20 protein-coding genes and 1 pseudogene are annotated in these 22,616 nt (G+C 72.7%); 10 read left to right on the top strand and 11 right to left on the bottom strand.

All coding sequences use genetic code 11. The features are described 5' to 3' along the window. The first annotated feature begins 47 nt into the window (after nucleotides 1–47). Both ACFRFC_RS09560 and ACFRFC_RS09555 read left to right on the top strand, forming a co-directional pair. The gene (locus ACFRFC_RS09560; RefSeq protein ID WP_382684367.1) at nucleotides 48–914 is read left to right on the top strand and encodes a DUF4231 domain-containing protein; all 867 of its coding nucleotides are present in this window, start codon (nucleotides 48–50) and stop codon (nucleotides 912–914) included. Nucleotides 915–1,111: 197 nt separating this feature from the next. Then, on the top strand, nucleotides 1,112–1,681 hold the full coding sequence (locus tag ACFRFC_RS09555; RefSeq protein WP_382684370.1) for a hypothetical protein: 570 nt from the start codon (nucleotides 1,112–1,114) through the stop codon (nucleotides 1,679–1,681). Here the strand turns inward: ACFRFC_RS09555 and ACFRFC_RS09550 are convergent. Continuing rightward, the gene (locus ACFRFC_RS09550; RefSeq protein WP_382684372.1) at nucleotides 1,665–2,258 is read right to left on the bottom strand and encodes a DUF2165 domain-containing protein; all 594 of its coding nucleotides are present in this window, start codon (nucleotides 2,256–2,258) and stop codon (nucleotides 1,665–1,667) included. The genes ACFRFC_RS09555 and ACFRFC_RS09550 overlap by 17 nt on opposite strands. A gap of 362 nt (nucleotides 2,259–2,620) precedes the next feature. On the opposite strand from ACFRFC_RS09550, the gene ACFRFC_RS09545 reads away from it, so the two are divergent. Next, on the top strand, nucleotides 2,621–3,730 hold the full coding sequence (locus tag ACFRFC_RS09545; RefSeq protein ID WP_382684506.1) for an ADP-ribosylglycohydrolase family protein: 1,110 nt from the start codon (nucleotides 2,621–2,623) through the stop codon (nucleotides 3,728–3,730). A 97-nt stretch (nucleotides 3,731–3,827) separates the two neighbouring features. Here ACFRFC_RS09545 and ACFRFC_RS09540 read toward each other — a convergent pair whose 3' ends face one another. Both ACFRFC_RS09540 and ACFRFC_RS09535 read right to left on the bottom strand, forming a co-directional pair. Further along, nucleotides 3,828–5,738, bottom strand: coding sequence for an MFS transporter (locus ACFRFC_RS09540; RefSeq protein ID WP_382684375.1), 1,911 nt, complete (start codon nucleotides 5,736–5,738; stop codon nucleotides 3,828–3,830). Between the two features lie 181 nt (nucleotides 5,739–5,919). Continuing rightward, entirely contained in the window at nucleotides 5,920–9,180 is a 3,261-nt protein-coding gene (locus ACFRFC_RS09535) for a D-alanyl-D-alanine carboxypeptidase (protein ID WP_382684378.1), read from the bottom strand. A 192-nt stretch (nucleotides 9,181–9,372) separates the two neighbouring features. Here ACFRFC_RS09535 and ACFRFC_RS09530 point away from each other — a divergent pair, with 192 nt between their 5' ends. The 3 genes from ACFRFC_RS09530 to ACFRFC_RS09520 all read left to right on the top strand — a co-directional run bounded on the left by ACFRFC_RS09530 (nucleotide 9,373) and on the right by ACFRFC_RS09520 (nucleotide 11,773). Next, nucleotides 9,373–10,125, top strand: coding sequence for a GPP34 family phosphoprotein (locus tag ACFRFC_RS09530; RefSeq protein ID WP_382684381.1), 753 nt, complete (start codon nucleotides 9,373–9,375; stop codon nucleotides 10,123–10,125). Between the two features lie 361 nt (nucleotides 10,126–10,486). Further along, nucleotides 10,487–11,350, top strand: a complete 864-nt coding sequence (locus ACFRFC_RS09525) for a helix-turn-helix domain-containing protein (protein ID WP_382684384.1) — start codon at nucleotides 10,487–10,489, stop codon at nucleotides 11,348–11,350. A 231-nt stretch (nucleotides 11,351–11,581) separates the two neighbouring features. After that, a complete protein-coding gene (locus tag ACFRFC_RS09520) occupies nucleotides 11,582–11,773 on the top strand; it encodes a DUF397 domain-containing protein (protein ID WP_382684387.1) in 192 nt (63 codons plus the stop codon). A 181-nt stretch (nucleotides 11,774–11,954) separates the two neighbouring features. Here ACFRFC_RS09520 and ACFRFC_RS09515 read toward each other — a convergent pair whose 3' ends face one another. Next, nucleotides 11,955–12,449, bottom strand: a complete 495-nt coding sequence (locus ACFRFC_RS09515) for a glutathione peroxidase (RefSeq protein WP_382684389.1) — start codon at nucleotides 12,447–12,449, stop codon at nucleotides 11,955–11,957. 56 nt (nucleotides 12,450–12,505) lie between these two features. Continuing rightward, a complete protein-coding gene (locus tag ACFRFC_RS09510; protein WP_382684392.1) occupies nucleotides 12,506–13,480 on the bottom strand; it encodes a winged helix-turn-helix domain-containing protein in 975 nt (324 codons plus the stop codon). Nucleotides 13,481–13,833: 353 nt separating this feature from the next. On the opposite strand from ACFRFC_RS09510, the gene ACFRFC_RS09505 reads away from it, so the two are divergent. From ACFRFC_RS09505 to ACFRFC_RS09495, 3 genes are all read left to right on the top strand, one after another. Beyond that, the gene (locus ACFRFC_RS09505; RefSeq protein ID WP_382684394.1) at nucleotides 13,834–15,069 is read left to right on the top strand and encodes an MFS transporter; all 1,236 of its coding nucleotides are present in this window, start codon (nucleotides 13,834–13,836) and stop codon (nucleotides 15,067–15,069) included. 80 nt (nucleotides 15,070–15,149) lie between these two features. After that, complete coding sequence (locus ACFRFC_RS09500; RefSeq protein WP_382684397.1) at nucleotides 15,150–17,561, top strand: hypothetical protein; 2,412 nt, start codon at nucleotides 15,150–15,152, stop codon at nucleotides 17,559–17,561. A gap of 76 nt (nucleotides 17,562–17,637) precedes the next feature. After that, nucleotides 17,638–18,042 (top strand): hypothetical protein, encoded by a 405-nt coding sequence (locus ACFRFC_RS09495; protein WP_382684399.1) that lies wholly within the window; start codon nucleotides 17,638–17,640, stop codon nucleotides 18,040–18,042. A gap of 107 nt (nucleotides 18,043–18,149) precedes the next feature. Here the strand turns inward: ACFRFC_RS09495 and ACFRFC_RS09490 are convergent, their stop codons facing one another. The 6 genes from ACFRFC_RS09490 to ACFRFC_RS09465 all read right to left on the bottom strand — a co-directional run bounded on the left by ACFRFC_RS09490 (nucleotide 18,150) and on the right by ACFRFC_RS09465 (nucleotide 22,056). Next, complete coding sequence (locus ACFRFC_RS09490; protein WP_382684402.1) at nucleotides 18,150–19,334, bottom strand: two-component system response regulator; 1,185 nt, start codon at nucleotides 19,332–19,334, stop codon at nucleotides 18,150–18,152. Further along, complete coding sequence (locus tag ACFRFC_RS09485) at nucleotides 19,327–19,569, bottom strand: hypothetical protein (protein ID WP_382684404.1); 243 nt, start codon at nucleotides 19,567–19,569, stop codon at nucleotides 19,327–19,329. Before ACFRFC_RS09485 ends, ACFRFC_RS09490 begins: the two co-directional genes overlap by 8 nt. A 393-nt stretch (nucleotides 19,570–19,962) precedes the next feature. Further along, nucleotides 19,963–20,598 (bottom strand): GNAT family N-acetyltransferase, encoded by a 636-nt coding sequence (locus ACFRFC_RS09480; RefSeq protein ID WP_382684406.1) that lies wholly within the window; start codon nucleotides 20,596–20,598, stop codon nucleotides 19,963–19,965. Next, nucleotides 20,591–21,214, bottom strand: a complete 624-nt coding sequence (locus ACFRFC_RS09475) for a hypothetical protein (RefSeq protein ID WP_382684408.1) — start codon at nucleotides 21,212–21,214, stop codon at nucleotides 20,591–20,593. The genes ACFRFC_RS09480 and ACFRFC_RS09475 overlap by 8 nt, the downstream gene beginning before the upstream one ends. Further along, nucleotides 21,204–21,806 carry a TetR/AcrR family transcriptional regulator gene (locus tag ACFRFC_RS09470; protein ID WP_382684410.1) on the bottom strand — a complete coding sequence of 201 codons (603 nt, stop codon included), beginning with the start codon at nucleotides 21,804–21,806 and terminating at the stop codon, nucleotides 21,204–21,206. Before ACFRFC_RS09470 ends, ACFRFC_RS09475 begins: the two co-directional genes overlap by 11 nt. Before the next feature lie 43 nt (nucleotides 21,807–21,849). Next, a complete protein-coding gene (locus ACFRFC_RS09465) occupies nucleotides 21,850–22,056 on the bottom strand; it encodes a hypothetical protein (protein ID WP_382684413.1) in 207 nt (68 codons plus the stop codon). Between the two features lie 110 nt (nucleotides 22,057–22,166). Here ACFRFC_RS09465 and ACFRFC_RS09460 point away from each other — a divergent pair. Next, nucleotides 22,167–22,424: pseudogene (locus ACFRFC_RS09460) on the top strand (helix-turn-helix domain-containing protein); the annotation flags it as partial. Between the last annotated feature and the right edge of the window lie 192 nt (nucleotides 22,425–22,616).

The raw sequence follows: 22,616 nt of genomic DNA, 5'->3' as shown, positions 1-22,616 counted from the left end.
CCCGGAGTGAGGGGAGCGGTCCGCGCGGTGCCGGGACGGGGGCACGGATGAGTACCGAGGGACTGCGCGACGAGGGGATGCCGGTGGTGTTCCGGTCCTCGGACCGGGCGTCGCTGACGGGGCAGCGGCGCTACATCAGCGGCACCAAGTGGCGGCTGCTGCTCGCGGTCGGGGCGGCGGTGTGCGGCGCGCTCGGCTCCCGCACCGCGGTCATCGCGCTGGTCCTGGTCTTCGTCGCGACCGTCTGCGTGGAGATCTGGCAGCTCACCGAACGGCCCGAGCAGGCGTGGTACGACGGCCGCGCGCTGGCCGAGTCCACGAAGACCCTGTCCTGGCGGTACGCGGTCGGCGGCGACCCCTTCCCCGGGGATCTGCCGCTGGAGGCGGCCCACCAGCGCTTCCACCGCCGTCTGGAGACCCTGCTGCGCGAGGCGCCGCCGACCAGTCTGGCGCCGGTCGGCTCCATCGCCGTCACCGAGGAGATGAACGCGCTGCGGGTGCTGCCCTTCGCCGAGCGCAAACGGATCTATCTCCGGGGCCGGATAGGCGACCAGCTGCACTGGTACTCCACCAAGGCCAGGGCCAATGTGGTCGCCGCCCGGCGCTGGCGGCTGCTGCTGATCGGCGTGGAGGGCCTCGGCCTCACCGCCGCCGTGCTCCGGCTCGTCGGCGTCTACGACTTCGACCTCGCCGGGGTGCTGGCCGCCGTCCTGGGCGCGGGCTCGGCCTGGTTCGCGGTCCGCCAGTACGAGACCATCGGCCGCGCCTACACCTTCGCCGCCACCGAACTGAGCGTCATCCAGGGCCGGCTGTCCCACGCCGGCGAGGCCACCTGGCCCCAGGAGGTGGCCGACGCGGAGGACGCGATCAGCAGGGAGCACACGATGTGGCGGGCGTCACGGGGGACGGGGTGAGGACGGCGGACGGGGTGAGGACGGCGGATGGGGCGGGGACGGCGGACGGGGCGGGAGACCGGGATCATGACGTCCGGGGGCATCCGTCACGCACAGTACGATGATCCGACCCTGGTGCCGTCGGAGATGTCCGAGACGTCGAAGGCGTACGGGGTGTCCAGGGCCGGAGTCCGCCGGAGACTGAGGAGTTGGGTGCCGTGTCTGCTCGTCGGCTGCCCTCGTGGATCTGGATCGCCGGGCTGACCACGGGCGCTGTCGTGGCCGTCGGGGCGCTGGCCGTCCAGGCAGGTCAGGGGCCCCGTCCCGTCGCCGCCGCGAGCGGGCCCAGCCCCTCCGCGTCCGCGAGTGCGAGCGCGACGCCGGGCCCGAGCGAACCGGCCTCCGTGCGGGTGCCGGACGGCTCCGGCAGCGGACGGCGGATCGTGTACGCGCTCGGCGACCGCCGCGTCTGGCTGGTCGACGCCAGTGACGCGACCCGCCGTACCTTCACCGTCTGGCCGGGCACGGTCGACCCCGACCCGGGCAGCTACACGGTCGGTGACCGCAATGAGGCGACCACCGGCTCCGACGGCGTGGAGATCGAGAACATCGTGTACTTCGCCGCCAAGTCCGGGGTGAACATCGGCTTCTCCAGCGCGCTGGACGGCTCCTCGCCCCCGCCGGCCGCCGCGGGCGCGCAGACCGGCGGTATCCGGATGAAGTCGGCGGACAGCGCGGCGCTGTGGACCTTCGGCACGGCGGGGACGACGGTCACCGTCGTCGAGTAGCGGCCGGCAACTGGTTGACCAGCAGCACGACCCCGCTCATCAGGAACACCCGGGTCGCCGCGTCCAGCCCGTTCCAGTCCTCGGACTGCCACATGGCGAACCACTCCCCGCCGATCGCGATGAACCCGGCCCCGAACAGCAGCATCAGCATCAGCAGCCCGTAGGTGGACCAGCGCCGGGCCCGTACGGTGTCGCGCCGCGCCCAGAACCAGGTCCCGGCGATCAGCACCAGCGCGGCGACGCTCTCCCAGACGACGATCGCGACATAGGCGGCGTCCTGCACCCCCCTGCTGGTGATGGCCCGCCACCTCAGGTCCTCGTCCCCGAAGGTGGTGTCCATGGCCAGCACATGCCGTACGAACTGCTGGTTCGTCCCGAAGTCGGTGATGTTCCCGAAGGCGACGAAGGCGGTGTAGAGGGCGAGAGTGCCGGTGAGCAGCAGCGCGGCGAGCGCGAGCCCGGGGAACCCGGAGGGTGAACCGGAGAGTGCATCGGAAGCGGCACCGGAGGAGGAACCGGAAGCGGAACCGGACGCGGAACCGGACGCGGAAGGGGACTGGGGGGTGGAAGTGGTCATGTCACGGATCTTTCCAGCGCCGGGCGATGGCACACCCGTGACACCCCCTCCACACCCTCTTCCACATCCCTCCACATCCCCTCCGTCCGCGCCCCGCGTACGCCCCGCCGGTTCCCGTACGCACCCCCGCAAACACTGCGCGATCGTGACCGAACACTCACTCTCCGCATAGCGTTCCGACCCCTGATCCGACCCTTGCCCGTCGAATACAGTGCTGAGCTGTCGTAGCCGGGACGGTCGGGGCGAAGGGGGTCTGGGTGGATACGACGACGGGTGCCGCGCCCGGCACCAGGACCGGATCGGCGTCCGGTCCGGCCTCCGGTCGGGCCAACGCTCAGGCTGCCGGTCCGGCCTCCGGCCCGATGTCCGGTGCCGTGTGGGGCCGTGCCGAGCAGCAGGACTTCCGCAGCCGGGTGCGTGGCACCCTGCTCGGCGTGGCCGTCGGTGACGCGCTGGGGGCACCCGTGGACCGGCTCGCACTGGACGGGATCCGTGCCGCGTACGGGGCCGAGGGCGTGACCGATCTGGCCCCCGCCTACGGCCGCCGGGGCGCGGTGACCCATCTGACCCAGCTCACCCTCTTCAGCGTGGACGGTCTGATACGCGCCCAGGTCCGCCGCGACACCGGCGCCTGGCACCCGCCCACGGACCTGCACCGCGCCTACCTCCGCTGGGCGGCCACCCAGCGCGACTGGGGCCCGGACGAGCGCCGCGCGGAGGACGGCTGGCTGGCCCGCGAGGAGTGGCTGTACGCCCGCCGCGACCCGACCCGTGCCCTGCTGCTGGGCCTGGGCGACGAGACGATGGGCACCCTGGAGGCGCCGAAGAACCCGGCCGCGACGGGCCCCGAGGCGGCGGCCCGCTCGGCGCCCTTCGGTCTGCTGGTCGGCTGGGAGCCCCAGTTGGTGGTCCAGCTGGCGGTGGAGTGCGCGGCCCAGACCCACGGCGACCCGGTGGCGTACCTCGCGGCGGGCGCGTACGCGGTGGTCGTGCACACGCTGGCCAGGGGCGACAGCCTGGACGGTGCGGTGCAGCGGGCGCTGTCCCTGCTGTCCGCCCGTCCCGGCCACCAGCCGGTCTCGGCCGCCCTGCAACTGGCCCTTGGCGCGGTACGCCAGGGCATCCCGACCCCGGCCCGGGTGACCGAGCTGACCGGGGACGGCACCGCCGACTCAGCCCTGTCCGCCGCGGTGTACTGCGCGCTGGTCGGCGAGGACGTACGCCATAGCCTGCGCCTGGCCACCAACCAGGACGGCCCCTCGGCCGCGACGGCCGCCCTCACCGGCGGCCTCCTGGGCGCCCTGCACGGCGAAACGGCCCTCCCCCCGGCCTGGCTGGCCGAACTGGAGGGCCGCCCCACCCTCCTGGAACTGGCCGACGACTTCGCCATGGAGATGACCCAGGGCCCCTCCCTCCACGGCCCCACAGGCGCGGCCCCGGCCTGGCTGACCCGCTACCCACGGGGCGCCTGACCGCCCGGTCCTTGGCCGCTGACCGCCCAGCCCTCCGCCTTCCGGGCCGCTACCGGGACACCGGCCAAAGAAAAGACACAGAAAAGAAGGGCACCGGTCACTGCACGTCCGGGCCCAGGGCCACGCCCTCCCGCAGCTCCTCCGGGCACTGGGTGCCGCGCGGCAGCTGGTAGGGGGCGCCCAGCCGGTACGTCCCGGCCTCCGGGGCCAGCAGTACCGTCCACTTGTCGCCGTTCGCGTCCTCGGCCGCCTCCATCACACAGCCGTTGACGTTGTCGTACGTCTTCGGTGTGCCCTCCGGCCGGTTCTTGGACGCCTCCGTCTCCTGCGGCGGCTCCACACCCTTGCCGTCGGCGTCCACCAGCCCCAGCCACGGCGAGTACGGCACCCGCACCAGCACCTCGCCCGGCCGGCTCACCTCGATCGTCCAGCCGTCCTGCCCGGCCCGCTCCACGGTGGCCGGCGGATCGGCCAGCGGCACCGGATCGCTCACCTCGAACAGCTGCCAGTTGGCGTCGCCCCAGATCTGCGTCAGATACGGCTGCCCGCGCTGCAACAGCTCCCGCTCCCGCTCCGCGCCGTCGCCGTCCGGCTCGTCCTTGGGCAGCACCACGTAGTGCACGGACCAGCGCTTGAGCCACTCCTGATAGTTCGCCGAGTTCAGGGTGTCGTCGTAGAAGAGCGGGTTGAGCTCCATGTCGGCCTGCCGGTTCCAGCCCCGGGCCAGGTTCACGTACGGGGCCAGCGCGGACGCCTCGCGGTGCGAGCGGGCCGGGACCACCTCGACCCGGCCCTTCTCGGCGCCGACCTCCTGGAGCTCGTTCACCAGCGGCGCCAGCTCCCGCGCCCAGGACGCGGCCGGGGTGGTGTGCACGACGTCCTCGACCGTCTTCACGCCGATCCACACCGTGAACCCGGTCGCCGCGACGACCAGCGCGTACCACTTGCGCGAGCGCGGCACCGTGAACGGCACCGCCGCCGCCAGGGCCACCCCCGCGAACAGCATCGGCAGCCGCGTGATGTTCGACCCGATCTGCGAACTGACCAGCCACACCAGCAGCACCGACAGCGCGTACACGGCCGACGTGATCCGTACGGTCTGCCAGGCGGGCGGCACCGCGAAATACACGATCCCGGCGAAGAGGAACGGCAGGATCCCCGAGGCGAACGACATCGGCTGGGTGCCGGAGAACGGGAACGCCCACGCCGACACCGCCACCACCGCGACCGGCGGCAGCCCCAGCACATAGGCGCCCGGCCGCCGCTTCTGGAGGAACAGCGCCGCCGCCACCAGCCCCACGAACAGCCCCGCGACCGGCGAGGACAGGGTCGCCAGCGCGGCCAGCGGCGCCGCGACCAGCGCCTTCACCCAGCGCTTGCGGCGCCAGCGGTACGGCCAGCAGAACACCGCCGCGACCGCGCCCAGCGCGAACATCATGCCGAGCCCGAACGTCACCCGCCCCGACGCCGCGTTGCACAGCAGCGCGAACACCCCGGCCAGCGACGCCCACAGCGGATTGCGCACCGCCCTGACCCGCACCAGGACCAGCGCGAGCAGCGCCGCCGAGACCGTCCCGGCGATCATCATCGTGGTCCGCACCCCGAGCACCGACATCAGATACGGCGACACCGCGCTGTACGACACCGGATGCATCCCGCCGTACCAGGCGAGGTTGTACGCCGAGTCCGGATACCGCCCGGCGAACTCCGCCCACGCGTCCTGAGCCGCGAGATCGCCGCCGCTGCTGGCGAACGTGAAGAACCAGACGACGTGCAGGACACCGGCGAGGACGGTGGAGAACAGGACCGGATGCTTCAGCAGCCGCTCCCGCAGGGCGGCGAGCCGGGGACGGGGGCTCTTGTCGCCGCCCCCGGAGGGGAGGACCGCGGCGAAACGCCCTATTCGCGGCCGGGCCGAGGGGTCCGCACCGGTACCGGTCCCTCCGGCCGTCTCCTCACCCGTATCACTCGTGCCGCCGTCGGCGCGTGTCGGCTCCGCTGTGGCCACCTGAGGCACTCCCCGTGTCCCGTCTTCTGCTCCCGGCCGCGCCTCGTTCGTCCCCGCGCCACAGCGCCGTTGCCGCGACCGCCGACCTGTCCCGATTCGCGACGCTAGCAGAGACCCCGCCGGTGGGCCCCGGGGTGGGGGCCCGCCGACGGGGTGAGGTCCACGGGAACGGCGGTGCGGGTCAGCCGATGCGGGTGAGCCGGTCCGCCCAGCCCGGCTCGACCAGGTCCCGCTGGAGCGCGACGGGCACCGCGACCGCGCCACCACTGCCGTCACCGACGGTCAGTGAACCGACCTCGGTACCGGCCTTCGCGGTACGCGGCAGTTCCTTGGGCGCGAAGGACACCTTCACCTCGAGCCCGGCCCAGCCCACCGCGGTGACATCACGGGTGACGACGACCGGCGTACGGCCGCCGAGACCGTCGTCGACATACCCGACGACATCGCCCTTCTTCAGAATCGTCTCCGCGGTCAGCGCCGCCTGCGCGGCCCGCATGAGCTGGTCACCGGCGGACAGCGCGCCCTGGAGGATCGTGTTGTCCGAGCCGCCCGCCGGCTGGCGCACCACCGCGCCGACGATGGTCCGGGTCTCGCCGCCGATGTCCTTCGTCGCCGCGAAGACCAGATTGCCGAGCGCGGAGGTGGTGGTGCCGGTCTTGATCCCGACGACGTCGTTGTAGCCGACGAGCTGGTTCCAGTTGGAGTGATTGACACCCTTGTAGTCGTCGTACGACATCATCGCGGCGACCTCGCGGAAGGCGGGCTGCTCCATCGCGGCCTTCGCCAGCTTCACCTGGTCCACGGCCGTGGAGACCGTCGTGTCGTTCAGCCCCGAGGGGTCGGTGTACGTGGTGTCGGTCATGCCGAGGTCCGCGGCGGCGGCGTTCATCTTGTCCACGAACGCCTGGTCCGAGGTCGCGTCCCAGCGGGCCAGCAGCCGGGCCACGTTGTTCGCCGACGCGATCAGGATGCTCTCCACCGCCTCGCGCTCGGAGATCTGGTCACCGGCGGTGACATCGACCGTGGACTCCTGCCCGGCGTCCGACTCGTCCTCGGCGCGCTGATCGATGTCGATCATCGGGCCCTCCTCGCCACTCTTGAGCGGGTGGTCACGCAGGATGACGTACGCCGTCATGACCTTGGCGACACTGGCGATCGGCATGGGCTCCTGCTCACCGGACGAGCCGAACGAGCCGATGCCCTGGACATCGAGAGCGGCCTGGCCGTCGGCGGGCCAGGGGATGTCGGCCTTCTCGCCCTCGAAGGTGTGACTGTCCTGCGCGGTCAGTTCCAGCGACGGGGCGGGGAGCGGGCGTACGGTCTGCACGATCGCAAACACCACGAGCAGGAGCAGGACCAGGGGGGTCCAGATCTTGACCCGCCGGACCACCGTCCGCAGCGGGGTCGCCGCGGGGGGCGGGGTGTTCGTCAGCTCCGCCAGCAGGTCCAGCGGGGGCCTCGGCGGCAGCGGCTGCTGCGTCGTGCGGTCCGGCTCGACGCGGGGCAGCGCGGTCGTCCGCTCGGCGCGGGGGGGTGCGTCCAGGGGCTTGAGCGCGATGAACCTGCTGGTGCGTTCCGCTTCGGACTCGGGGGGGAGTTTGAGGGTGGTCGTGGGGTGATCGACGCGGCCGGTGCGGTGCTCGGCTTCGCCGCCGTCCCGGGTTGCGGCGCGGGCCTCGGCTTCGCCTTCGGCCCTTGCCGTGTTCCCACCCGCACCACCCGTGCGGGTCTCGTCGACGGGTGCGGGTGGCCCCTGCGGGGGGCGGTCGCCGTCGGCGGGTGCGGGTGCGTCGGTGGTGGGCTTGGAGGTGGCTCCGGCGGGCTTTCCGGCGCCGGGGGTGGTGTCCCGTACCGGTTCGGTTCCCGGCGTCGTGCGGTGCGCGGCTTCCGCCTCGGTGGTGGGCTCGGGGGCAGGTCCGGCGGGCTTCCCGTCCCGTACCGGCTCGGGTTCCGGCGTCGCGCGCCGCCCGGCTTCCGCCTCGACGTCGGGCTCGGGGGCAGTCCCGGTCGGCTTCCCGGCCTCGGGTGTGGCGTCCCGCGCCGGTTCGGTTCCTGGTGCGTCGCGCCGCCCGGCTTCAGCCTGGGGGGCGGGCCCGGAGGCAGTCCCGGTCGGCTTCCCGGCCCCAGGTGTGGCGTCCCGCACCGGTTCGGCTCCCGGCGCGTCGCGCCGCCCGGCCTCTGACCCGGTGTCCCCGTCCGCCCCGGGCTCCGCGTCCCGTTCGGCCGCTGCCGCGCGGGTCTCCCGGACCGAGGCGGGCGCGGTCGTCTCCCCGGCAGGCTTCTCGTCGTCCGGAGTCTCCGGAGTCTTTACCTCCGTCGAGGCGCCCTCGGGGGCCCCCAGAGCGCCCTCAGGGGCCTCCTGGGCGCCCGCAGAGGCCGTTCGGGGGGCTCGGGGCGCTCCGGAGCCTCCGGTGGCGTCAGCCGCCTTCTCGGGCGCTCCCGCGCTTCCGGGTGTGCCGGTGGTGTCCGCCGGGGTCGCTATCGTCCCCGGCGCCCTGTCGAAACGGTTCGCCGTCCCGGCGGTCCTCAGAACCTGCGTCGCACCGCCCACGTCCTCGCGGGCCGTCCCGGCGGCCTCCGACACCTGCGCGGAGCCGGACGCGCTCCCGGCGCCCACCGCGTTGCCGGACCCGTCCGTACCCCGGCCCTCACCCTCGCTGGAGCCGCTCGCGCTCTGGTCTCCGGCCACCTCCGGGCCGGACTCGCCCGCACCCGGGCTGGAGCGGCCCGCGTCCCCGCCGCCTCCGGTCGCCGGGCCGGACCCGTTCTCGCCCTGGCTGGAGCGGCCTGTGCCGCTGCTCCCCGTCGCCGCCGGGCCGGACCCGTTCTCGCCCTGGCTGGAGCGGCCTGTGCGGCTACTCCCCGTCGCCGCCGGGCCGGATCCGTCCTCGCCCAGGCCGGAGTCACCCGCGCCGCCGCCCCCGGTCACCGTCTGACCGGAGCCACCCACGCCCGCGTCCCCGTCTCCCGCAGCGCCGGAGCCGCTGAGGCCACTGTGCCCCGCCCGGCCGGAGCCGCCGGTGCCGCCATCCTCGCCCTGGCCGGAGCCGGCGATGTCACCATCCGCCCCCCGGCCCGAGCCCCCCGGCTCGCCCTCCTCCCCGGACGTCCGTCCGGAGCGCTCCCCGCCCCGGCGCTCGCCGGAGTCATCCGCCGCCTCGGGATCCGCCGCCTCGGTATCGGTATCCGTCGCCGTGTCGTCCGGGGCCCCGTCCCCGGGGGTCACCCAGGTCGCCACTGCCTCTCGGAGGCGGGCGGGGTCGTCGAGGGGCGGGACCGTGAGGATCCGGGTCGCGGAGTCCGTCGTGCCGTTGGGTTCGGCCGGGTCTCGGGAGACGGCGAGGCGTGGGTCGCGGGGATCGGGAACCGGTCCCCCGGTCCCCGACGTCGGTTCTGCCGACGACTCGCGCTGCTTCGACCTGTCGGGGGACTCGCCCGCCACCGATGCCTCCTCCGTGCGCCACACGCTTCCGCGCGCTGTCCGAACCATGTACCAGTGTCCTGTGTGGGGGCCTGGCCCCTGCGGTAGACGAGAACGACATACCTATCGGTTCCACTACGAACCGGTCACGCACCCTCGACAGACCAATGTGAGAGGAGTCACCCTGTCACTCATCCACGCGGGGAGGCATGGATGGGCAGGAGCCGCAGAACAATTCCGGAAGAGCTTCTGCTGCTGGCGCTGGACCCGACCACGGGTACCACCGCACAGCCGCAGTCGCTCGACCTCGGTCTGGCCGGAGCGCAGCTAGTGGAGCTGGCGCTGGCCGGACGGATAGCCCCAGATGGGGATCGTATCGCCGTGGTGGCACCACGGCCGACAGGAGATCCGACTCTGGACAGCGCGTTGGAGCTGCTGCGCAGGCGTGGCGCTCCGGTGCGTGCCGTCCACTGGATCGGCGGGCCACGACTGGGGCTTCGCCAGACGTATCTCTCGCATCTGGAGCGGTGCGGCATGGTGCATGCCGTGGCGGGCCAGATGTGCGGGGTGCTGCCGACGACTCGCTACCAGGCGACGGACACCGACATCAGCCGGGAGATCAGAACCCGGCTGGACTCCGCGATCCGCACCGGCGTACCGCCGGACCCGCGGACCGCGGCGCTCGCCGCCCTGGCGCACGCGGTCGGGCTCGGCAAGCACCTGTACCCGGGCAACGAGGGGCGTTCCTCTCGATCCCGGCTACGGGATCTGATCAGGCACGACCCCATGGGCGGCCTCGTCGCGCACGCGGTGATGGACGTCCAGAACGGTGTGGGAGCACAGCCACGCCGCAACCCGGCGACGGCCGCGCGTCCGGCCCCGGCGGGCAGGCCCGCGGCGGAACCCGCTCGCGGGGTTCCGGCGCAGCCGCACCGGGGTTCCATGGCACGTGCCGTGGCTCACTGAGCCGCAGTCACGGCAGCACACGCGCCAGGAACACCGGCACGCGCGGCGACAAACCGGCACGAACGGTCGTGCCGGCACGACCGTATGCCCCTAGACCCGGTTCGGGAGCCGCTGGTTCGAGCGGGGTGGTGAGACCTTCGTGGCCTCGCCGCCCCGCTCGGCCGTGTTTCCAGGTGTTGAGTTGTTCAGGTTTCCAGGGGCGACCAGGGGGCGTGCGGAGGCACAGAGGCGTGAACCGGTGTGTCCTCGCTGCATATCCGCCGTTTCCCAGCGGTAGTAAGCACCTTGATGGCAGTCTGCTCAACAGCAGATACGCATAGTTGCAGTTAATTTCAGGCACGCAGCCGGAGGTGCACGTCCCGTGGCGTCCAATGTCAATCCCACCGTCAGGCGACGTCGGCTGGGCCAGGAGTTGCGCCGGCTCCGTGAGCTGAAGGGCATGACGGCCGAGGAGGTCGCCGAGCGACTGCTGGTGTCCCAGTCGAAGATCAGCCGCCTGGAGAACGGGCGGCGCAGCATCAGCCAGCGTGACGTCCGCGATCTGTGCGGGGTCTATGAGGTCGAGGACGTCCGGATCGTCGACTCGCTGATGCAGATGGCCAAGGACTCCCGTCAGCAGGGCTGGTGGCATTCCTTCGGCGATATCCCGTACAGCGTCTACATCGGTCTGGAGACCGACGCCGCGAGCCTGCGCGTGTACGACCCGCAGGTCATTCCCGGCCTGCTCCAGACCCGCGGATACGCCGAGTCCCTGATCGTCGGCGCGCTGCCGGAGGCGGCCTCGGCGGACATCGACAAGCGGGTACAGGTCCGGCTGCGCCGGCAGGAACGTATTTCTGCCGCCGAGAACCCGCTGCGCCTGTGGGCGGTGCTGGACGAGGCGGCGCTGCGCCGCGAGGTGGGCAACAAGCAGGTGATGATCGAGCAGTTGGAACATCTGCTGGAGATGTCCCATCTTCCGCATGTCACCGTGCAGGTGATCCCGTTCTCGATGGGCGCCCACCCGGGTGTCAGCGGTCAGTACGCGATCCTCGAATTCCCCGACGCGGCCGACTCCAGCGTGGTCTACATCGAGGGCGTCACCAGTGATCTTTATCTGGAGAAGCCGCAGGACGTCGGAAAGTACAGCGTGATGTACGAGCATCTGCGGGCGCAGGCGCTGAATGTCGAGCAGAGCCGCCAATTCATCTCCGACACGGCGAAGGACTACGCCGGAAAGCCCTGACACCTGACAAAGGCGCCTGGATTGTGCCCCGTGAATGTGCGGCGGGGCACTCTACAGGGTGGCCTAGTGGAGAGGGAAGTCTCCACTGGAATATGCCCCCCGGTCGAGTGAATGGCCGCTCCGTTCAGCAGCGTTGGCGAGTAGCGTCGATCACGCCATCAAGCAACAACGTTGGCGTAAACCGTGTGCCGCACGGTGACAGCAACTCAGCAACTGCTTACCGGAGCGAAAATGGCAATCACACAGGGCGCGACGGACACCTGGATCAAGTCGTCCTACTCCCAGGGCAATGGCGCGTGCGTCGAGATCAAGTCCCCTGTCCTGCCGGCGATGGCCGTCCGGGACTCCAAGGTCCAAGACGGTCCCATCCTGGCCTTCCCCACGGACACGTGGAACGCGTTCGTGACCTCGATCAAGGCGTGAAGGTATGAAGGCGTGAAGGCGTGAGGGAGGGATCTTCCCGATCCTCCTCCCTGATTCTCGCTGATCCTTCCTGACCTTCCTGATCCACCACAACTCAACAAGCACCACCAACAGAGCCCTCTCGACCAGCCCGCCGTCCTTGCCGAGGGGGCTCGGCTTGTGCCCCGGCGCGGGGGCCAGATCAGCCCAGCTGGGCCTCCACCGCGGCGGTCACCTCGGGGGACTCGGGGTCGGTCTGCGGGGCGAACCGGGCCACGACGCCGCCGTCCCGGGCGACCAGGAACTTCTCGAAGTTCCAGCGGATGTCGCCGCTGTGCCCCTCGGCGTCGGCGAAGCCGGTGAGGCGCTGGTAGAGCGGGTGGCGCCCGTCGCCGTTGACGTCCACCTTCTCGGTCAGGGGAAAGCTCACGCCGTACGTCGCGGAGCAGAACTCGGCGATCTCCTCGGCGCTGCCGGGCTCCTGGCCCGCGAACTGGTTGCAGGGCACGCCGAGCACGGTCAGACCGCGGTCCGCGTACCGCTGCTGGAGGCGCTCCAGACCGGCGTACTGCGGGGTGAGGCCGCACTTGGAGGCGACATTGACGATGAGGACGGGGCCGCCCGTGTACCGGGAAAGGTCGGCCGGGGTGCCGTTGAGGGAGTTGATCTCGACGTCTAGTACGGAGTGTGCCGTCATGGGGGAATCGTAGGCGCCCCGCTCATGGCGGTTCCGGGGGGTCCGGTGCGGCGGATTCAGGGGGTCCGGCCAGCAGCGGCGTCAAGGAGGACCTGGCCCGCCGCCGTCCGTTCGTAGTACACGGACCGCCCGGCCGGGCGGCGCTCGATCAGCCCGGCGTCGAGCAGGACGCGCAGATGGCGGCCTACGGACCCGAGGCTCTGCCCGGTCAGGGCGGTGAGCTGGGTGGTGGTCAGCGGGGTGGCCAGCAGGCCGAGGGCACGCGCGCGGGCGGGACCGAGGAGGGCACCGAGGGCGGCCGGCGCCGGAACCCGGTCCGGGCCGTCGGCCAGCACACCGGCGCAGGGGTAGACGAGGGCGTAGGAGTCCGGTTCCTCCCAGGCGACCCAGCCGGTCTGCGGGGTGACCGGGACCAGCAGGAGCTGTGCGCCGGAGATCTCGCGGGGCGGGTACTCGTGTGCATTGACCTGGAGGCGGCTCTCGCCGAGCCAGCGGGTGCCGGGCCGCAGGGCGTCCAGCACCGTGGCCCAGCCGCCCCGGCTGACCTGCGCGGTACGGGCGATGACATCGGCCTCCAGGACGCGCCGGCGCCGGGGCCAGGAGGGACGTACGGCGTCCTCCCAGACGTGGGTCAGGAGGCGGGCCGCGCGGTCGGGGAGGTCGTCGCGGTCGAGGGCGGGCGGGAGCGGGGCCGCCAGCGAGCGGCGCACCTGGGCGCGGGCGGCGTCCGGGGGTGCGGCGCGGACCCGGGCGAGGGCCGCCTCGAAGCTCTCGCCGTCCCTCGGGGTGGGGGTGAGGAAGTCGGCGATCCAGTCCCGGCCCAGACCCGAGCGCACCAGCAGGGCGGTGACCGGGTCGGCGGCGAGCCGGGCGCGGTAGGCGGGCAGGTGGGCGCGCAGCCAGGCCGTCTCGCCGGGGTGGGCACCGGCACCCGCGTGCAGCACCTTGAGGGCCGCGAAGGTCTCGGCGAGCGGGGAGAGCAGGAAGCGGCTGCGGGCGAGCGTGTCCGCGTTGACCTGCCACCAGCCCATGCCGGGTCACCTCCGTTGACGAGGGTGCGGAAGGTGGTGACCCGCCACCAGCCCAGACCGGCCATCACCTCTGACGAGGGTGCGGAACGTGCCGGCCCGCCACCGCCCCGCATCGGGCCATCACCTCTGACGAGGGTGCGGAACGTGCCGGCCCGCCACCAGCCCGCATCGGGCCATCACCTCTGACGAGGGTGCGGAACGTGCCGGCCCGCCTCCACCCCGCATTGGGCCATCACCTCTGAAGAGAGGGGCGGAACGTGCCGGCCCGCCACCAGCCCCACGCCGGGTCACCACCTTTCGCGTAGGCGCGAAACGTTACCGAGGGCCTTTCCGGGCGCCGGAGACTCCCCTTCATGCGTAGTTACCGGGCACTCTTCCGCACGCCGGAATTCACGCCGCTGTTCCTGGCCTCGGGGACCCAGATCGCGGCCCAGACGGTGGCGGGTCTGGCGCTCGCCACGCTGGTGTACCGGGCGACGGGGTCACCGCTGCTGTCGGCGGTGAGCATGTTCGGTCCCTCGCTGGCCCAGGTGGTGGGGGCGACGTTCCTGCTGTCGGCGGCGGACCGGCTGCCGCCGAGGGCGGCCCTGACGGCCCTCTCGCTGTCCTTCGCCGCCTTCGAGACCGGCACGGCGGTCCTGGCGGCGCCCGGCCTCCCCCTCTGGCCGGTCTTCGCCCTGATCTTCCTCCAGGGCCTGATCGCGTCGGTGGGCGGCGGCGTCCGCTGGGGTCTGCTGAACGAGATCCTGCCGAAGGACGGCTACCTCCTGGGCCGCTCCGTCCTCAATATGACGAGCGGCCTGGCGCAGATCGTGGGCTTCGCGACCGGCGGCGCCCTGCTGGCCGTACTGTCCCCCCGCACGGCCCTGGTCCTCGCCGCCCTCCTCTACACCGCCTCGGCCCTGATGACCGGAGCGGGCCTGACGCGGCGCCCACCCCGCGCCCATGGCCGCCCGTCCCCGTCGGTGACCTGGCGCACGAACGCCCTGCTGTTCTCCTCCCGCCCGCGCCGCCTGATCCTGCTGGCCCTGTGGATCCCGAACGGCCTGGTGGTCGGCTGCGAGTCGCTCTTCGTGCCGTACGACCCCACCGCCGCCGGAACCCTCTTCGCGTGCGCGGCACTGGGGATGCTCGTCGGGGACGTCACGGTGGGCCGTCTCGTGCCGCCGCCGCGCAGACGCCGCCTGGGGCACCCCCTCCTGGTCCTCCTCGCGGCCCCGTACCTCCTCTTCGCCCTCCACCCGCCCCTGCCCCTGGCGGCGGTCCTCACCGCCCTCGCCTCGGTGGGGTTCGGGGCGAGCCTGGTCCAGCAGGAACGGCTGATGTCCCTGACCCCGGACACCCACGCGGGTCACGTCCTCGGCCTGCACTCGGCGGGGATGCTGACCATGCAGGGGGTCGGGGCGGCGGTGGCGGGGGCGGTGGCGCAGCTGACCTCGCCGGGGGTGGCGATCTCGGTGATGGCCGGGGGGTCGCTGGTGGTCACGGGGGTGTTGGCGGGGTGGGGCGGGCGTGGTGACGAGGAGGGGACGAGGGAGGCGACCAGGGAGGCAGGGGGCGGCAACTTTCCCTTCCCGCACGGTAGTTGACCGGATTCGCGGTTGCGGTTACCGGGGATGGGCCTAGGGTGACGGCACTGGGGCCGGGGAACGGCGAGGGGGGAACGCTCGTGTCGGTGCGCAGGCGGATCGTTCTGCTGTGTGTCTTCTTCGTCGTGCTCGGCAGCCCATGGGTGAGCGAACCCGTCATGGAGTTCGTCCACGGCGACCACTACGACAACGAGATCCTGCGCTGGTTCGCGGATGCGACGTACGCCGTGAGCTGGGACGTCTCCAGCGAGAGGTACTGGGGGGCCGACGTGCTCGCCGTCGCCGACATCAGCGCGGCCGTGCTGATCCTCGGCTTCGGGCTGTTCGCCGCCCGGCTCGTCGGCCGGGGCGTCCCCGGGTGGATGCGGTCCTTCGCCGCCGCGCTGATCGCCTCCCAACTCGCCGCCGGGGTGCGCTGGCTGCTCGTCACCCGCTTCCTGGACGACTCCATCCTCGACGACGGGACCACGCTGAGCGGCTATATGCGCGGCCCGGCCCTCGACTTCGCCCTGCTGGCCGGGGTGCTGCTCGGGCTGCTCACGGCGGGGCTGCCGGGGCGGGCCCGCTTGGTGGGGCTGAGTGGGCCCGCCCCGGCAGGGTCGGCCGGGTTGACCGGGCCCGCCGCGCAGGGATTCGCCACCACCACCGCCACCCCCGCACCCCGCCCGTTCCGCCGCCTGAAGGGAACCCCCGGTATGACGACTCCGCAGGTGCACATGCCGGTCGGGCGGACGCCGGGCGATGTCACCCGGTATCTGTGCGCCGCCGCCCATGTCGATGAGGACTTCGCCGACCGGGTGGTGGAGGACGTGGTCGCCGATGAGGCCGGTGCCGCGGCGCCCTCGCCCGATGTCGACCTGGTGGCGGTGGCCCATCATTGTCTGGCCGCCAAGGAGATCCGGTACCACCGTGATCTGCGGCTGGCCGCCGCCCTCGGCGTCGTCGCCGTCTGCGCACCCCTGTGGGCGCTGCTGCCCGCCGTGTTCCTGGCCGTCACCGGCGCCGCGGGCCGCTCCCGGCCCAGTCTCGCCACCCGTGGCAGCCATCAGCCCGGCGGCCGGGTCCTGGTCGCCGCCGCGCTCCAGGCCGCCGCCGTGGTGCTCGGCGCCTTCCTGATCGGCCTCGGCCTGGGCCGGCTCTCCCTGCCCGGCTTCCCCGGCTGGCTGCTCGGCGGCTACGGCGGCGGGCTTCCGGCGGTGCTGATCTCCCTGGCGGCCACGGCGTACGCGTACGCCACCGTCGTACGCCATGACATCGAGACCGACCGCAAGCTGCGCGAGACCATGACCCGGGAGCGCTTCTACCGGCTGCCGCTCCCGCCGGTCCCGCCGGACCCCTGGATCGCGAGCCGGCTGGCCGCCCTGCGGGAGGCACGGGACGGCAATGTCACCGTCTACAGCGGCTACTCCCCGTTCATGGGCTACTCGCCGACCCGCTCCACCTGGTCCCTCGCCGTCCCGCTGCTGCCCGCCGACGAGCCCCTCGACACCGGCACTGCCGCCGACGGGCCCCGGCCCTTCACCGTCACGGAACTCGTCGATCACGTACGGGAACATCTGCGGTCCGTCGCGCGGCGCGGCGACCCGGCGGATGGGCCGGTGGATGGGCCGGTGGATGGACCGGTGGACGGGCCGGTGCCGGACGACGGGGAGAGTCTCCGGTCCCTCAGCATCGAGGACCGGATCTTCGCCAGCGGTACGAGCATCGGCGATGACAGCCGGTTCATCCTGTCGAGCCAGCTCGCCCCGGCCGCCCGGCTCACCCCCGAGGCGGTCGAGGAGATCATGCTCCACCCGACCGGCACGGTCCGGCACTATCTGGCGGTGCATGTGCCGCTGTGGGGCGGGGACGTCGTACCGAGTGTGTTCCTGCACTTCTCCACCGCCGGACGCACCCTCCATCTGCACTGCGACAACCATGTCCTTGGCCCCGTCGCCGCGGACTACCACGTCGTGGACCGGCTGCGCGGACCGCTCGGCAAGGCCGGTGAACGCGGGCTGCTGCTCGCGGCCGTCGCCCGCACCGCCCGCGTCCTGTACCGCGCGCCCCTCGCCGCCCTGCGCCACGCCCGCTTCGAAACCCGGCACAACCGCCGGATGCTGGACGAACTGACCGCGCTGGAAGAGGACCCGGTCTTCGACTTCGGCGCCCGCGTCAGCATCCGCGAGCTGGGTCTGAGCCCGAACTACCAGAACTACTTCCAGGTCGTGGACGCCGCCCGCATCGTCTCCACCGTCCAGCGCCACACCCTCGCCGCGATCCGCGCGTTCCTCGACGCCCGCGGCTACGACATCACCGACTTCCGCAGCCAGCAGCAGACCATCCTCAACCAGGGCCTCATCCAGCAGGGCGGCATGAGCATCATCGGCAACCAGGCCATCGGCACGGGGGCCAGCGCGACGCAGAATGTGGGGCAGGGGAGCGGGGAGCCGGGGCAGGGGGCCGCGGCGGCCGCGGGGGCTGCCGGGGCCGGTGCCGGGCAGAAGCCCTGAGCCACCCGCGCGATCGACGTGGCGGACATCAGAAGCATGACGAACATCGGCGACATCGCGGACAGGGAGTACCGGCATGGGCAACGACGACGGCCGCAGCGAACCGCCCGTCAACAACGGCCTCGTGATCAAGGGCGGCACCCACTACGTCGGCAACCAGGCCATCGGGCACCGCGCCCAGGCGTTCTCCGGCTCGGTGAGTTTCCAGCAGCGGGCCGGTGACGAGGCCGCCGCCCGTACGGCCGAACTCCTCGCGCTCATCGAACGGTTGCTGGCGGAGAACCGCGACGCGCTCGCCGACCCCGACGCCACCACCCGGGAACTGCGCCGGCTGCGCGAGGAACTCGACGAGGAGGAGCCCCAGCCGGGGGTCCTGCGCCGCGCCCTCGACCGCCTGACCGCCTTCGCCCAGCCGGTCACCCCGCTGGCGGTGGCGGTGGGTGAGCTGTCGGTGATGGTGCGGGGGGTGCTGGGGGCCTGAGGGGGGAGGGGGAGGTGGTGAGGGGGAGGGGGTGAGGGGGGTGAGGGTCTGGGAACAAGTCGGGTGCCGTGGCGCCGGGCAGCCCCTTCAGTACCCAGGTGGCGCGGTCAGCGGGACAGTACGCGTCGCTGTTCGAGGTAGATGCCGGTGAACACGGCGACCTTGGCGCGCAGGACCCACGGGTCGAAGGGCTTGCCGATGTAGTCGACGGCGCCGGCGGCGTAACCGCGGGCCGAGTGTTCGGGGTCGGTACCCATGGCGGTGAGGAAGATGATCGGTACGTCACGGGTGCGCGGGCGGCGCTTGATGTGGGCGGCGGTCTCGTAGCCGTCCATGTCGGGCATCTGGATGTCCATGATGATCACGGCGAAGTCGTCATGGCCGAGGAGCGCCTTGAGGGCCTCACGGCCGGAGGAGACCGCGACGAGTTCCTGGTCGAGGGTGGCCAGTACGGCGGTCATCGCCAGCAGATTGTCCGGCTGATCGTCGACGATGAGCACCTTGGGCATGGTCTCCGCAGTGGTCTCCACGGCAGCGGGTTGTACGACGTCGGCGGTCTGATCCTGATCGACGTGCCCGGCCTGTTCCACCTGATCCACCTGTTCCACCGGATCCACCTGATCCACCTGATCCACCGGATCCACCTGTTCGACCGCCTCCAGTTGCCGTTCGAGCAGGGTGCAGCGCTGTTCGGCCTCGTCGCGTTGCTTCGCCGCCTCGTGCAGCTTGGCGGAGAGGCAGTAGACCTCCTCCTGCAACTGGTCGCGTTCGCGCAGCAGGCCCGTCACGTCGGGGCTCGCGGCGGCCAGGCGTTCGGCTCGGGCCCGTTCGGCGTTCCATTCCGCTTCGAGTTGGTTCAGGCGCACCTCCAGGTCGGCGATGCGATGCTTGCGCTCCAGCAGCGCGTCGCCGAGCGCGTCGCCGCGTGCCGTGGAGCGGCGGGAGACATGGTCGGCCTCGGCGAGCTGCAACTCCAGGACCTCGACGGCGTGACGGGGTGACGCGGCGGATCTGACGGCCTCCCGGTGCAGGCGGCGCACGAGGTCGATGGCTTCCGGGGTGGCGGCCGTGCCGCGGTGCTCGGCGACATCGGTGAAGAGGTTCATCACCACTTCCCAGGGCGGTACGCGGGTGCCGCTGAGGTACCGCGAGAAGGTGCCGGCATCGCGCAGCCGACGGGCGGCGTAGCGCCGGACGGAGACCTCCAGCCCCTCGAACAGCTCCCGCAGCGCCATGGCCAGCGCCCGCGACTGCGGTGTCAGTCCCTGAGGGAGAGGGCGCAGTTCACGCACGGTCGCTCCCGCCCCTCGCCGCGTCCCGCCCGACGGCAGGCCCGCTGGGGCAGGGGTCGGGGGCGATCACCTGGTTGAACACCGGCACGGCCCCACCCGCGTCGGTGAGCCCGGCGAGCACGGCCCCCATCACCCCGCCCCCGGCCAGCGCCGACAGCAGGCCGATCCCCGCGCCGGCCTGCCCGGCCAGTAACAGCACCAGCGCGCCCCGTACCGAGACGAACGACCGATCCATCGAACCCACCCCTTCCACAGCCTGGCCGTGCACCGCCGGCCAGGACGGCACGCCCCGAGCGGGCGCGCGTCGTGATGGGCCACACAATGGCGCCAGATGAATCCGTTGCGCCCGACAACCGACAAACCGGCAACATCCAGGGGTTGTTGCCGACGTCACTTGACGCCCCGCAACACTTCATGACCGGAGGTGGGAGAGGCAGGAGCCGGGGCGGGGCGGGGCGGGGTGGGAGCGGGGTCGGGGCGGGGTGGCGGCGGGTGTTGCGGGCAACGGCCGCATCGTCGGGCGGGGGCTGCGGGGGGCTGTGGGCGCTGCGGGGGTGCGGGCGCTGCGGGGCTGCGGGCCCGGCGGAGTTCGGGCCGACCGTCCGCCGACGGCGAGCAGCCCTCCGTATCACCCACCCCCACCCCCACCCCCACCCCCCGGTCGCCACATCGCCGTCACGGTCAGGCCACCGAGGCCGGTGCGCGCGAGTACGCCGAAGCCGAAATGCTCGTAGAGCGCCTCGTTGGCGGGGTCGGCCGTGGTGAGGAAGATGCCTTCGCGGGCCAGGACGGTATCCATGACGTGGGTGAGCAGGCGCCCCCCGGTGCCCCGGCCGCGTGCGTGCGGGGCGACGCCGAGGAACTCCAGGGTCCACGCGCCGGGCGGCGCCTGAGGCTCCGTGACGCGGAGGTAGCGCAGGGTGCGGAGCAGCGCGCGGGGGCCGCAGTGGCGCAGGACGGCCAGGGTCCAGGCCGTCGCCGCGCGGGCGGAGGGCTCGACGCCGGGCGGGGTGAGCACGGCGGCGGCGACCGGTGCCTCGTGCGGGGCGTCGGTCAGGACCGTCCGCCGGGCGCCCGCGAGGGTCGCCTGCGTGGCCAGGGTCGCCGCGAACCACCGCTCCCGTACGCCTGCCGAGTCGCCGCAGATCCAACGGGTGGCCGGTTCCCGGGCGAAGGCGGCGGCGAGGACGGCACGGCACTCCTCGACAGAGGCGTTCTCGCGCGCAGGGGGAAGGGACGCAGGGGGAAGGGAACCGTCAGTCATGTGCCCCCCTCGGCGGAGCCTCCGGTACGAGATGACACACCAGCAGCTTCAGATGGAACAGCGGCGCGAACCACACCAGCGCGAGCGGCACCGTCAGCCAGAAGAGATTGACCAGCACCACCGCGGTCCAGACCCCCACCGCCACCGGACGGGCCAGCTGGACCGGCGCGAACTCCACCGCCGCCGCCCCGGCGAGCAGCAGCCCCGCGTTGCCCAGCGCCCAGCCGAGATCCCCCTCCAGGACCACCGTGCCCAGCACGGCGAGGTGCAGCAGATGCGCCGCCACGAAGAGCAGCCGCGCCCGCCGGGCCCCCGGGGCCGACCGGTGGTACCAGCGCTTGGCCGCGTTCGTGGCGTTGGTGAGGATCCCGCCGATCAGATCCAGCCCGGCCACCAGGACGACGGTCAGCTGCACGGCGGACCAGGACTCCCGCGCCCCGGAGGCCGCCGGCGACCACAGCCCGGCCACCAGCAGCGCCGCGCACAGCAGCCCGCCACCGATCTCCACCGCCGATTCGCCACGGGTCTTGCCGGGACCGAGGAACCGTTCGAGGAGGCCCGCCGCTCCCGGAGGCGTCGGCGGTATCTCCCGGTCCACCACGGGTTCAGCGCGCATCCCCGGCTCCTTCCGTACCGCCCCAGAGCCCCCGCAGCAGCAGCCACACCGGGGCACGGTCCACCGCGCGGCCCGCCGCGAGGTCGGGCAACGCCCACTCGTCCGCCGCCCCCAGTACGGCGGCGGTGGCCGAGGCCATCAGTGCGGTGTCGACGTCCGTACGGACGACCCCGAGCCGCCGCCCGTCCTCGACCAGTGCGACGAACCACCCCCGCCACGCCGTGCCCCCGGCCCGAGTGAGCGCCGCCTGCGCGAGCGCCAGATCGTCCGGGTGCGCGGCCAGATGCCGGGCCAGCGTGTCCGCGCTCGACTCCAGCCGGGACCAGAAGGCCGCCGGATCCGGCGCGGGGGACTGCGGGCCGAGCGCCGCCAGCAGCCGGGCCAGCACCTCGTCCAGCACGGCCCCGAGCAGATCCTCACGGCCGTCGAAGTAGTGGTAGGCGGCGGTCTTCGACATCCCCGCCGCCTCGATGATCCGGTTGTACGAGGCGTCCTGTGTGCCCTGCTCGGCGAAGTGCGCGCGGGCCACGGCCAGGATCTCCGCCTGCCGTTCGGACGGCAGGCGGTGGAAGCGGGGGAGGGGTGGTGTCATGAGAATGAGTGTACGTACTGGTAGGGTGTACCGCTAGTACACATCATTGGTCCAGCAACTGGAGCGTCAGTGCGGCGGCGAAGGCGCGGGCGGCGCGTGAGACGGCCGCGGCCGCCGTAAGGCCGGCCCCCTCACGGCGTGCCAGCCACCCGGCGGCCCCCGCGGTGAGCGCGGCGCCGAGCACCACGATCAGCAGCACCAGTACGGCGAGCAGTACGGCGAGCAGTACGGAGGACGGGGATCCGTTCATGTCGGGCCTCCCGGGCACGAGCCGCCGCCCGGGCGTTCCGGACGGGCGTTCCGGACGGGGTGAGCCCCGACTTTCGGCGTTCCGGTTCACCGGCGTTCGCCGCGAACACAATGAACGCGGTCGCCGCCGGGGAGGGACACAGGCGCCGGACCGGACCGGAGGGGGGCCGGGACATGGGGGACGACGATCCGCTGGACGCGCTGACGCGGGCCCTGCGCGAGGGGATGCGCCGCCGCGGCCTCCAGGTCGGCCAGCTGGAGCGGCGGTCCGGGCTCAAGCACACCACCGTCAGCCAGGCCCTCAACGGCCGCAAGGTGCCCAGCACCACGACGGTACGTGCCCTGGCCCGCGCCCTGGACCTGCCCGCCGACACCCTGCTCGCCCTGCGCGAGCGCGCGCTCCGGGGCGCTGCCACCGGGGTCGACGGATGCCCGTACCCCGGCATGGAGGCGTTCGGCGCGTCGGGGCCGACCGGGTCCGCCCCACCGATGTGTCGCTGGCGGCGCTGCTCGACGCCGCCAGCCCACCGGCTGGACCTCGCCGAGGACACCTGGGGCCGA

The sequence above is a fragment of the Streptomyces sp. NPDC056734 genome (assembly GCF_042790455.1).
In the GTDB taxonomy this organism is placed as follows: Bacteria; Actinomycetota; Actinomycetes; order Streptomycetales; family Streptomycetaceae; genus Streptomyces.
The sequence above is the reverse complement of the archived record's forward strand: the minus strand, read 5'-3'. Positions and strand labels throughout refer to the sequence as shown.